Source organism: Paenibacillus chartarius (genome assembly GCF_042432825.1).
Taxonomy (GTDB): domain Bacteria; phylum Bacillota; class Bacilli; order Paenibacillales; family NBRC-103111; genus Gordoniibacillus; species Gordoniibacillus chartarius.
On sequence record NZ_JBHLWN010000069.1, the window covers coordinates 1 to 11360 of the forward strand.

The 11360-nt window shown below is 51.4% G+C and carries 12 protein-coding genes; all 12 read left to right on the plus strand.

All coding sequences use genetic code 11. From position 1 onward, the window contains the following. Window positions 1-943: efflux RND transporter periplasmic adaptor subunit (locus tag ACFFK0_RS17030; RefSeq protein ID WP_377471481.1), on the plus strand; the 943-nt coding region annotated here is incomplete at its 5' end. A 25-nt stretch (window positions 944-968) separates the two neighbouring features. Next, window positions 969-2366: an ABC transporter substrate-binding protein gene (locus tag ACFFK0_RS17035; protein ID WP_377471482.1), complete on the plus strand. Its 1398-nt coding sequence runs from the start codon at window positions 969-971 to the stop codon at window positions 2364-2366. Between the two features lie 45 nt (window positions 2367-2411). After that, window positions 2412-4514 (plus strand): hypothetical protein, encoded by a 2103-nt coding sequence (locus ACFFK0_RS17040; protein ID WP_377471483.1) that lies wholly within the window; start codon window positions 2412-2414, stop codon window positions 4512-4514. A 402-nt stretch (window positions 4515-4916) separates the two neighbouring features. After that, the gene (locus ACFFK0_RS17045; RefSeq protein ID WP_377471484.1) at window positions 4917-5558 is read left to right on the plus strand and encodes a chromate transporter; all 642 of its coding nucleotides are present in this window, start codon (window positions 4917-4919) and stop codon (window positions 5556-5558) included. Window positions 5559-5575: 17 nt separating this feature from the next. Continuing rightward, window positions 5576-6112 (plus strand): chromate transporter, encoded by a 537-nt coding sequence (locus tag ACFFK0_RS17050; protein ID WP_377471485.1) that lies wholly within the window; start codon window positions 5576-5578, stop codon window positions 6110-6112. 1120 nt (window positions 6113-7232) lie between these two features. Continuing rightward, window positions 7233-7505 (plus strand): hypothetical protein, encoded by a 273-nt coding sequence (locus ACFFK0_RS17055; protein WP_377471486.1) that lies wholly within the window; start codon window positions 7233-7235, stop codon window positions 7503-7505. 5 nt (window positions 7506-7510) lie between these two features. Beyond that, the gene (locus ACFFK0_RS17060) at window positions 7511-8008 is read left to right on the plus strand and encodes a hypothetical protein (protein ID WP_377471487.1); all 498 of its coding nucleotides are present in this window, start codon (window positions 7511-7513) and stop codon (window positions 8006-8008) included. A gap of 126 nt (window positions 8009-8134) precedes the next feature. After that, complete coding sequence (locus ACFFK0_RS17065) at window positions 8135-8497, plus strand: hypothetical protein (RefSeq protein WP_377471488.1); 363 nt, start codon at window positions 8135-8137, stop codon at window positions 8495-8497. Then, window positions 8490-9059, plus strand: a complete 570-nt coding sequence (locus ACFFK0_RS17070; RefSeq protein ID WP_377471489.1) for a histidine phosphatase family protein — start codon at window positions 8490-8492, stop codon at window positions 9057-9059. Before ACFFK0_RS17065 ends, ACFFK0_RS17070 begins: the two co-directional genes overlap by 8 nt. A 28-nt stretch (window positions 9060-9087) precedes the next feature. Further along, window positions 9088-9885, plus strand: coding sequence for a lipid II flippase Amj family protein (locus tag ACFFK0_RS17075; protein ID WP_377471490.1), 798 nt, complete (start codon window positions 9088-9090; stop codon window positions 9883-9885). A 10-nt stretch (window positions 9886-9895) separates the two neighbouring features. After that, on the plus strand, window positions 9896-10321 hold the full coding sequence (locus tag ACFFK0_RS17080) for a GNAT family N-acetyltransferase (RefSeq protein WP_377471491.1): 426 nt from the start codon (window positions 9896-9898) through the stop codon (window positions 10319-10321). A gap of 11 nt (window positions 10322-10332) precedes the next feature. Beyond that, window positions 10333-11253 carry a kinase gene (locus ACFFK0_RS17085; protein WP_377471492.1) on the plus strand — a complete coding sequence of 307 codons (921 nt, stop codon included), beginning with the start codon at window positions 10333-10335 and terminating at the stop codon, window positions 11251-11253. Window positions 11254-11360 lie beyond the last annotated feature (107 nt).

The window sequence follows — 11360 nt, forward strand, 5'->3', positions numbered from 1 at the left end:
CAAAGAAGAAAACACGCGAAAAAGTCAGAAAAACGGAGAAAACATTAATTTATTGAGGGAGGTGAAGGTGAAGGAAGGGGATGCCGTGAAGAAAGGACAGACACTGATCGTTCTGGACTCCGCCCCGGCCGCCAAGAGCCTGGCTGACGAGCAGGACCGTTACGCCAAGCAGCAGCTGGAGCTGGAGAAATTGCAGGATGCGCTCAAGCAGAACGGGATCGGCGGCGAAGCTTCCAAGATGGATGACATGAAGCGGCAGATCGCGGCGCTGAAGCTGGATATGTCCATTCAGGCCCGCAAGATCGAGAGCATTCGAAGCGACATTTCGGAAAATGGCTCCGTGACTGCACCATTCGACGGGCTGATCATCGATATCCAAGCCGACGAAGGGGTGCCCGCTTCCCCGGGCAAAGCGCTTGTGCAAATCGCGGACTCTTCGCAGGGCTGGACATTGCAGGCACGGGTCGATGCCGACGCCGCCGAACGACTTGTAACCGGAGAAACGGTTGACGTGAGAATCAAAGAAACGACACCGCGTTACGTGAAGGGCAAGGTATCCGAAGTCGACTACTCGGAGGAGGGAGGAGGCCAGCCGGCAAGCAGCGGAGCGACAGCAACGAAATTAGTCACCCTAGATATCGATGATCCGAAGCTGAGCGGGGGAGAGCTGGCGGATTTCAGCTTAACCAAGAAAGCGGGGACGCCCCGGCCTTTGGTGCCGGTGGCTGCCCTCAGGTCGGATTCGCAGGGCGAATATATGTTCACCATTGTGGAAACGAAGCGTCCCCTCGGCAACGAGTTCCGGGTTAGCAAAAAGTACGTTCATACGGAAGACGCGGACGGGACCAACGCCCTGTTGAACGGGGGAATCGGCCTGGAGGATAAAATCGTGACCGAATCGAGCGAGCCGCTGAGCGATGGCGACCAGGTTCGGCTGAATTAATCTACATTGAAGGAGACGATAACAAGTGACAAACAAGTGGAAACATGTGGCTCTATGTTCGATATTAACGGTGCTCCCGCTTACTGCATGCAGCAGCAATTCGAATTCGGCTGCCGGCAGCGATGCCGCTTCTCCGCAAGGAAAGAACGGCAAGACAACCGTGACGGTTTCCGCCTTGAAGAAGGATGCCTTCCTGCAGGAGGCTGAGCGCCTGTTCGAGGAGGCGAACCCGGACATCGATATCGACATCCGCGGCTATTTGGCAACTCCCGAGAGCGATAACAAGAAAATGGTCATGAGAAGCCTAGAAGGAGATAAACCGAATGAAGCCGATCTGGAAAAATTCAGGACGTCCGTTAACGCGGAGCTGATGTCCGGTAAGGGCGCCGATTTGATCGCTCTGGAACATCTTCCGTACGAGAAGTATGCCCGCAAGCATCTGCTCGCCCGGCTGGACGATTGGATCAAGAAAGACGGCGGACTCAAGGACTCGGACTATTACACGAGTATATTCGATGCGGTGCGAGTCGACGGGACGGCCTTTGCGCTTCCCATTCACTACACGATGAACGCTACGCTGGGCAACACCCCTCTTCTGGAGGCGCAGGGAATCCAGATTGACGACTCCAAATGGACGTGGAAGGACATGCTGGCTATCGGCCGGCAGGTTGTGCAAAGCGGCGGAAATGCTGCGGCGGTCTGGACCGGCAAGCCGAAAGCGGATTTGATCGGGGATATGGTGCAAAGTCAGTACAGCCAGTATGTTTCGGGAAAGAAGGCGGCGTTCGACACTGCTGAATTCACGGAATTGCTGGAGCAGGTCAGCGATATGTACGACAAAGGTCAGATTCTGGAGACAGCCGATATGTCGAATGCATCGAAGGACATATTTAAATCGCTGAGTATGCAAATGCCGATGAATTTGCTGTTTATGCCGCAAATGATGTACGGAGGAAAAGGCAAAGTGTACAACACACCGGCGGAGAACGGCAATGGCAGCGGCATATCCTTTACTTCCAATCTGATGCTCGGTATTAATGAAAAATCGAAGCATAAGGAGGAGGCGTGGAAATTCCTGCAGTTCCTGCTGTCGGAGAAGGTTCAGTCCGCGCCTTGGCTGCAAGGCTTCCCCGTTCATAAAGCATCGCTGGAGAAGCAGCTGAGGCAGTCGATCGAGGCGCTTTCCAGCGGCAGAATCAAGCTGCAGGGGCCTAACGGCACCGGTCCGTCGGCGGCGATTACGGAGGAGCAGCTACAGTCGAGCCTGGCTCTTGCGGATCGGAAAGCCAGCTATGCCGCAGGAGACCCGACGGTTATGAAGATTGTCAAGGAAGAGGCGCAGGCGTTCTTCAACAAGACGAAATCAGCCAAAGCCGCTGCAGGTATGATTCAGAACCGGGTAACGACCTATTTGAACGAATAGGGTGAGTCAGCATTGCGTTGCGGGAGAGCGGATAAGGTGGGAAGCATGGTGAAGGGAAATGTGTGGACGAAGCTCGTGCTGACGGCCATTCTGGCGATAACGGCTATTGCAGGCACCATACGTTCGGGGACAGCGGAAGCTGCTGCTGTAACGGGAAATAACGGAGTACGGGTCGAGCTGGGAGAGGGGCAATCGCTGGAGGTAACCGATGTCCGAATGTTCCAATACGATATGCAGAGCGTATGCTCGTTCGAGGTGGCGGTTCGTAATGAGAGCGAGACCGATTTACAGCTGGATGATTATTATTTTAGAGTTACGGAGCGCTCCGGGAACGTCTTGGATTTCAGGCTGCTTCCGGAAGACCGAGGCCGGATGATCGTTCCATCGGGAACGGCCGGGGTGTACCGGTTTTATGGCACAGTCCGGAACGGGCTGGATCCGGGAAAGCTTCTGCTGGAGGTGGGCCGATGGGATTTCGACTCGGCCTCTCTTCAGGATCGAGTGGGAGAGGTAACGCTTGCGGATGCTTCGCCCGGTGAACACGGAAGCATGGTTGAAATTCGAGCGGGCAACGCGGTTCTTCAAGCCGCTCTCACTGCCGCTGCTTCCCGGAGCACGGGGGAGAGCAAGGAAGTGACGTGGACCGTCACGATCCGGAATTCCGACTCGATCTCCGCCGAGCTACCGAATTGGAGCTTCTGGCTGCAAACCCCGGAGAAGCGTACATTTTCCATGACGCCGGACAAAACTTCGGAGGGACTGCGCATCGAGCCCGGCGGAGAGCTCAGCTTTATTCTTACCGCTTCGCTGCCTGCGGAGGAAGACTTGACGCATGCCGGTATCCTGATGACTCGAATTTTATCGGAATCGAGCCAAACGGCCCCAATATATGTTCCTACCGCGTATTTGCCGATGTCCGAAGCCGTGACACGAACGGCAGAAGGGGACAGCCGGATCATCCCGGCAGCGGAAGGAGAGTTCAGCGTCTTGTTGGAATCGGTTCAGCGATGGCCGTGGGATAACCGCGATTTGATAAACGCAGCCCTTCAAATAACGAATGTATCCGGTACGGCGGCGCCGGTTCCCAATCTGACGGGAACGTTCCGGGCCGACGATACGGAGGAGTGGGCGGCGCAGTCCGTACGCACGGATTCGCTTCGGCTGCTTCAACCCGGACAATCGATCCGTATGTTTCTGCAAGCTCAGCTCGATCACAGGGAGGTCGTTCGGTCGTGGGATATTTTTCTTCAGGAGAACGTGACTAAGGACGGAAAAGCTCAAGCCGTTCACCGGACCGAGTGGAGCGACCGTGAGGCCGTATCCGCCGTTGAGGTCGACCCCGGTAACGAGTCCGTTCTGGACGGGATCGGCGGAAATTGGTCGTATAAAGCGAGTCCGCCGATTGTATATGAAAGCGCGACGGGGCAGCTCGTTACCGTACGGGTGGATGCAATGAACCGGGATAAACGGTATAATCCGGTCGCCAAATGGATCGCTCAATGGATAACGGAGGATGGAACGATATACCCGGCCGAGGTCGAAGCGACCGAGCAAAGAGTTGTTCCTCAAGGGAAAGCGTCCCTTATGGCCTCGACGGCACTGCCGAAAGGGATGGACATAAACGGGATGAAGCTCATGCTGGGGCTTGCCGTTACCGGCGGCAAGCTATCCGGAGCCAAGGAAACGCCGGACTCTTTCTTGCAGGCAACGGTATTCAAGCTCCCGGACATGGCTGGCGATCCGGGCGGCAATACGAATCGGTATATGTTGCACCCATATACATTGATATTGAACAAGGTTCATCATCCATATTGGAATCCGAGCGGGAAAAATACGTTTATATTCAAGCTTGAATTTGATTATCAGCTGCTGAAGGACGTAAGCTTCGTTACTGAAATGAAGCAGCGGCGACTCCTTGTCGAGCTTCTTGACGGGAATGGGGAGCAAATCCACGAGGAGAGCTATGTCCTGGAATCGGATGCAGGCGGCGTATCCAGCCTGGATGTCGGTTCGGGAACCGAGGAATGGGCAGTGGAGGTGGATTCTCTCTCCATGAACATCTCCAGGTACACGCTAAACATCTATGAGGAATTTTCCCCGGGTTACCGGAGATTGCTCGGCAGCACGTCCTCGGATTGGATGAAGTAGATGTTCCACTGAACCCTGCGATTAGAGAAGAACCACTTGTTCCGAAATTCATCGGAATGGGAGGTTCTTCTCGTTTTTTATTACGATACAAAATGTATCATTTCCCGGGAAAAGTGAGATATGTCATAGGTGTATTATGACATAAGCTTATATCGAAGCTATAGCAGAATAGCCATTTCAAATGGGACTATTCCTATTCGTCAACTAGGAACTATTTTTCGATTTGGTTGAAACACATTCATTCAAGCTGGAGTGTCAACGTAAATAATCGAATCTGATCGATGTTATGAGGAAAACTGATAGCCCGTTTCCATTATCTTTATTCCAAAATGATATAAAGAAGAGTATAATGAATGTACAAGGAAGATATGGTTGCGGTCACAATAAGGGGAGGGGTCCCGTATGGTTGGAACGAAGCTCAAACGGTTGTGGGACATATTTTGGACGTTTCTCAAGATCGGTCCGGCCACCTTCGGCGGCGGTTATGCCATGATTCCCGTACTGGAGCGGGAAATTGCCGTGAAACGCCAGTGGGTGACTCACCGGGAAATGTCGGATGTTCTTTCCATAGCGGGATCCGCTCCGGGCGGTATCGGCGTGAACGCCGCCGCGTTCGTCGGCTATCGGCGTGCGGGTGTTCCGGGCGCCGCCGCGGCGGTGGCCGGCATGACGCTGCCGACCTTTCTCATCGCTGTCGCACTGAGCTTGATCTTCACGCAAATTGAGCATCACCCCAAAATTGCCGCTGCAATGGAAGGAATCCAGGCGGCGATTGTCGGATTGATCGTCGTCGCGGCGATGAAGATGGGGAAGTCGGCCATTTTCGATAAAACTACACTGGCCCTGACGGTAAGCACGGTCGTTATTTTATTGACGGTTTCGATTCATCCGGTATTCGTCATCTTGTTGGGACCGCTTGCCGGAATCCTCTGCATTTCGGTCAAGGAGAAGCTCGGCATGGTTGTAAGACTGGAGAAGAAGGACGCGTCCGTTTCCTCTGCAAACCGGATATATCCCGATTACTTTATTGCTGACGGAATTTAAGAAAGGGGGCATGCAACATGATTTGGGACTTATTTATCTCCTTCTTCAAAATCGGCCTTATCTCCTTCGGCGGCGGATATGCGATGATCCCGGTCATCCAGCTGGAGGTAAGCGCGAACGATTGGCTGTCCACAGAGGCGTTTGCCGATGCGGTGGCAGTGGCCGGTATGGCTCCCGGACCGATCGCGACCAATACCGCAACGCTGATCGGTTACAAGACGGCGGGGGTGCCGGGGGCCATTGCCGCAACGTCTGGCATGGTGCTTCCCTCCTTATTGCTGATGATTGCCATCACCGCTTTTTTCTACAAAATTCACCGCAATAAACGGGTAGGGGCTTCGTTGTACGGACTGCGCCCGGTCATTACGGGGCTGATCGCGTACGCAGCCATTCATTTCGGCTTTGCGGATACGGATCTGCATAGCATCAATTGGCAAACGCTAGCTTCCCTTGCCATCGCCGGCGGCGTCGTATTGGGAGTTATGAAATATCGTATGCACCCGATGACGGCCATCGCGCTATCCGGAGCAGCGGGGATCGTGTTCTTTCAGTGATACCTTTACGCCTAGAAGCATAATCGGAACGAATTGCGGTTTCTCGGGAAAAAGGACGTATTTTTACCTGACAGCTTCAAAAATAAAGAAAGGGCGTTGTTGCGGGAGGCCCGGGGGCGGAAGCGGTGCAACAAGGACCGAAAGGGCGTTGTTGCGGAGGCCCGGGGGCGGAAGCGTTGCAACAAGGACCGAAAGAGCGTTGTTGCGGAGGCTCGGTGACGGAAGCGGTGCAACAAGGACCGAAAGGGCGTTGTTGCGGAGGCCCGGTGACGGAAGCGGTGCAACAAGGACCGAAAGGGCGTTGTTGCGGAGGCCCGGGGGGGGGAAGCGTTGCAACAAGGACCGAAAGGGCGTTGTTGAGGGAGGCCCGGGGGCGGAAGCGGTGCAACAAGGACCGAAAGGGCGTTGTTGCGGCTGGCCCGGGGGTGGAAGCGTTGCAACAAGGACCGAAAGGGCATTGTTGCGGGAGGCCCGGGGGCGGAAGCGTTGCAACAAGGACCGAAAGGGCGTTGTTGCGGAAGGCCCGTGGCGGAAGCGGTGCAACAAGGACCGAAAGGGCGTTGTTGCGGAGGCCCGGGGGTGGAAGCGTTGCAACAAGGACCGAAAGGGCGTTGTTGCGGGAGGCCCGGGGGTGAAAGCGGTGCAACAAGGACCGAAAGGGCGTTGTTGCGGAGGCCCGGGGGCGGAAGCGGTGCAACAAGGTCCGAAAGGGCGTTGTTGCGGCTGGCCCGGGAGTGGAAGCGTTGCAACAAGGTCCAAATGGACGTTGTTCGGCTGGCCCGGGGGCTGGCACCACAATGGCCCAAAAAAGCCTAAAATTTTGCCGCGCAATTTAAAAAAATTTAGCTAGCCATTCGCTTAACATGTGTCTACTTTCTTGACAGAATTCCAGAAAGTCGCTTATGCGAGTGGAGAAAGGCAGCAATCGATGAGGGCAAGCCCATACCGCAAGCGAAAAAGCAATAAAGGGATCTCGATTCTCCTTACGCGGAGATTGAGGTCCCTTTTTGGTAACGTTGACAACATACACCCATTTACAGATAAAGGAAAATAACCTTCGTTGTAGAATAGTCAAAGAGTATCCATGAAACAATCGAATCAACTGTTGAGGAAAAATACCATGAAGCTTCTTAAAGCATTTACTGTCGGTTTAGCATTTGTTGGTGTGTACTACGTAACCGTTTATTTCGTTGTACCGCTATTAGTAAGCATGTATGTAACGGCAACTTATAAGCCGGATATTTATGAATCCTACCCATCCGTCGATATCTTAGACCATCAAGTTTCATTTGGTGTAATAGTCAAGCCTGCGGGATTGGTGTTTGAAACGTTAGGCTTACTATTGCTCGGGGTCATTGTATATTATTTTTCGATAAAACTGAAAGGGAAGTAAAGCAGATGGTTGATTTCCTCTTCCATTATTTTGACGAATCCGTCGGGCCCTTTCGCAACTTATCCGATTTAGAACCGGAAGCAGCCAAACACGTTCTCCAAGAAATTCGTGTACAGAATAAAGGATTTACAAGCAGGCGGTCGGCGGACTATCTATTCATTCGGCGAAGCTTGGAAGCGAAGGCAAGAGAACTATTTATTGAAAAAGGCGGGCGGCCTGCTCGACCTCTTCCCCATTACATGACTTTTGGAGAGTGTCCGTGGCTCTTGGAGTGGTATGAGAACGGCAAGGAGCTGCGTATCCCCATCACACATTTTGATCCGCTTCCGACGATGAGGGTTCAGGATGGCAGGAAATATCGAGGGCAAGTATATACGTTACATGAGATTTATCAGGTGATTCGAGAGTTCGGAAGGAATTATGACGGCAAAGGCGGATCTGAGAGATACATAGAGGTGCAAATCTGGGATGACACACCGTTAACTGCGTGGTTGTCGCTATGACGGAATATACGAAGGGGGGCGTAGTATTCATTTCTCAAACCCGGAAACATTGTCATGGTATACTGCGTCGATATAAGGAAATCGTGGAAAAACAATCCATTCGACCAAGTAAAGGTGGAGATCTTGATGCCATGGCCCATGGTTCATTTTGCAATTGCCGATAGGGTTTGCTGTGGAGAGCCGAGTCCTTCTTTTCTGATAGGCAGCATTGCCCCGGACGCAATTCATGCGAGAGCAGGCTCAACGCGTGAAGATAAGGAACGGACGCATTTCGTGCAAAATGGGACGCTGCCGACAGTCGATGAAATCGGCCGTCAGGCCGCACATTTCTTTCATCAGGACGAGGCCCCGGAGTGGAAAGCTTTCGTACGAGGATATATGTCGCATGTATACGCCGGGGTTAGGGCGTTTATTTCGGAAACTTCCAAGGAACTTATGGCGCTGTATAGCGAGTGGGGAATTGATTTTTCGGCGGAGGTGCATGCATAGTTTGGAATCGGTTATATACTTGATCAGACACGCAGAGTCCGTGTATGTGGAAGGTCAAGAGCGCAGCAGAGGGTTGACGGCAGCAGGGTTGGCTGACGCTGCGGCTTTGTGCAATAGGTTGAAGACAGCGGCAATTGAGCAGTTCTTCTCAAGTCCTTATGAGAGAGCGATTCAAACCATTCGTCCGCTCGCAGATTCATGTAGTTTGGATATAACACTAGTTGAAGATTTGAGGGAGCGTGCTATGGGAGAGTTTTCTCCCCTGTCCTTCATAGAAGCAAAGCGCCGCGTCTACGAATATGTACAATTTTCCTTCCCGAACGGGGAGTCCAGCGTCGAAGCGCAGTCCCGAATAGTAGAGGCTGTCTGCCAAATCCTGAAACGTCATGAGGGAAAAACGATTGTAATCGGGACACATGGCGATATTATGACGCTCTTCTTGAACTATTTTGATCCGGGATATGGATTTGAATGTTGGCAATCGACCACCATGCCCGACATTTACAGAGTCAGGTGGCAGGGACAAAAAATAATCAACGTCGAAGGTTTGTGGAACAACTAAAATAATGTCAGTAGTGAGAGGTCCCTTCATGTTCCAGCAAATTATTTTCGTGTCACTCTGTACGTTCATCATTCATTTATCGGAAACACTGACTTATTCATTGCGATTGGCGGGGGTTCGGGCAGGCAAATTAGCTGTGGCCATCTCTCTATCTGGAGTCATTGTGCTAATTTCAAGAACGGCTAATATGCTCCAAGCTCCTCTCACGGGGACAATTGTTGATACTTCAAGACTAACCTCAGATTTAGACATAGTTATGCAATTTCGGCTGATTATCGCGTCAGCTTCTGTTGGAACTCTTACAGCCATTTTATTGTTCCCGTCGGCAGTGCTTCTTTCCAAGCGTATTATTTCCCATTTAGAAGTTGCAGGGTCGCTGCCTCAGCTGCTGATTTCTTCCGTTTCCCTACATAAAATGAAAAATGCCCGTTCCCACCTGCGATTCCCAAGGCTAGCCATGCTGTCCCGACTCCGAATCGGCGGCATTCCCAAGCGGCTCGTCGTCTTAAACATCGCAGTTACGGCCATTTACACAATAGGTGTTTTAGCGGCATTACTCGCTTCGACCTTTGTCCATGAATCTTCAACGGCGGCATCACAATCGTCGGGTTTAATCAACGGCGTGGCAACGATCCTTCTGACCTTATTCATTGACCCGCAGATCGGGCTTCTTACCGACAAAGTGATGAAAGGAGAGAAGCAAATCTCTGCCTTAAACAAAGTGTTTGGGCTGTTGATGATTTCGCGATTGTTAGGAACCATCTTGGCGCAGTTTCTGCTGATTCCGGCTGCTCATTGGATCAATGTGATGGTGCAGCTCTTGTGAGGTGACTCGTATGAATGAAATCCAAGTAAAAGTTTGTGCTGGTAAAGAAGCGGAGCTCGAGCTCCTTGCCAAGCTCAACAAGCAGCTTATCGAAGATGAAAAGCATGACAATCCAATGAATGTGGCGCAGTTGAAAGATAGAATGAGGGCCTTTATTAGCACAGATTATAGAGCCTACTTATTTGAAGCTAATGGCGAAACGGCCGGCTATGCGTTGGTCAACCATTCCCGGCAGCCTTTGCATGTCAGGCAATTTTTCATTTGCAGAGAATGCAGGAGAAATGGCTATGGGAGAGCGGCATTCGAGAAACTGTTAGAGCAGTTACATACGCAGCATGTCGATATCGAAGTCATGTACGGGAATGAAGCTGGATATGCGTTCTGGAAATCTATTGGATTTGTTGAGCGAAGTATTTATATGAGACGTGGAGAATGAGGAGTCCGCAGATGAACCATCAGCCTGATATAGCTCAGTTGTTATCCGTATTATTCAAATCCTGGTCACTTGCATCCAGTTCAAAATGGACTGCTGAAAATCCTGCAAAGGGACAATGCGGAGTAACGGCACTCGTGGTAAATGATCTATGGGGCGGAGAAATCGTAAAAACGACGGTCGCAGATGACTGGCATTACTATAACAATATCAATGGGAAGCGATACGATTTGACGGCATCCCAGTTTAGTGGCGGTATACAATATTTGGATATCGCTTCCAATCGAGAAGAAGCATTTAACGACACGAATGAAGCGCAATACAGTTATTTAAAACAAAGAGTTGGGATGTATTTGGTGAACGGGTTATTTGAGTTACAGAGTCGTATCGGTCAATGTAAAGGCCGGTTTATTGTGGGCATAGATGGGTTAAGCCGCTCCGGCAAGACGACTTATGTTGAACAAATAAGGCCATTGCTAGAGAACAATCATCCTGTTCATGTCTTTCATCTAGATGATTATATAGTCAGCCGCAAACATAGGTACGATACTGGATACGAACCGTGGTATGAGTATTTTCAGCTGCAGTGGGACGTGGATGGGTTCACAAACAACTTCTTTCAAAAACTTAAAGTGTCTCGGAAGCTAGAGCTGCAGCGTTACATCAGTGAGTCGGATTCGCATGTGTTGCAGCTGTGCGAACTGCAGGACCTCTGTGTGATCATCGTTGAAGGGGTGTTTCTTCAGCGAGAGGAGTGGAAACCATACTTCGATTACGTCATTTATCTCGATTGCCCGCGTGACAAGCGTTTCCTCAGAGAAAATCCGGCTGCCCGGCTGGACATCGATAAATTCGAAAAGCGATATTGGGCGGCGGAAGAGGTGTACTTGCGGCTAGAGCCGGCGAAGCAAGCTGATCTTGTAATAGCTTCATAGGAAATCAACATGTAATAATGCTAAGGTGGTAAATATGGAGCATGCTGGGTCTGTCAAGATCTTTGTGTAAACTCATTTAAAAAAGCTTTCTCCCCGAGGGGAGAAAA

Coding starts and splice junctions, on each gene's coding strand:
- ACFFK0_RS17055 (WP_377471486.1), top strand. CDS start 7,233: ATGAAGCTTCTTAAAGCATTTACTGTCGGTTTAGCATTTGTTGGTGTG.
- ACFFK0_RS17040 (WP_377471483.1), top strand. CDS start 2,412: ATGGTGAAGGGAAATGTGTGGACGAAGCTCGTGCTGACGGCCATTCTG.
- ACFFK0_RS17070 (WP_377471489.1), top strand. CDS start 8,490: ATGCATAGTTTGGAATCGGTTATATACTTGATCAGACACGCAGAGTCC.
- ACFFK0_RS17075 (WP_377471490.1), top strand. CDS start 9,088: ATGTTCCAGCAAATTATTTTCGTGTCACTCTGTACGTTCATCATTCAT.
- ACFFK0_RS17085 (WP_377471492.1), top strand. CDS start 10,333: ATGAACCATCAGCCTGATATAGCTCAGTTGTTATCCGTATTATTCAAA.
- ACFFK0_RS17060 (WP_377471487.1), top strand. CDS start 7,511: ATGGTTGATTTCCTCTTCCATTATTTTGACGAATCCGTCGGGCCCTTT.
- ACFFK0_RS17080 (WP_377471491.1), top strand. CDS start 9,896: ATGAATGAAATCCAAGTAAAAGTTTGTGCTGGTAAAGAAGCGGAGCTC.
- ACFFK0_RS17045 (WP_377471484.1), top strand. CDS start 4,917: ATGGTTGGAACGAAGCTCAAACGGTTGTGGGACATATTTTGGACGTTT.
- ACFFK0_RS17050 (WP_377471485.1), top strand. CDS start 5,576: ATGATTTGGGACTTATTTATCTCCTTCTTCAAAATCGGCCTTATCTCC.
- ACFFK0_RS17065 (WP_377471488.1), top strand. CDS start 8,135: ATGCCATGGCCCATGGTTCATTTTGCAATTGCCGATAGGGTTTGCTGT.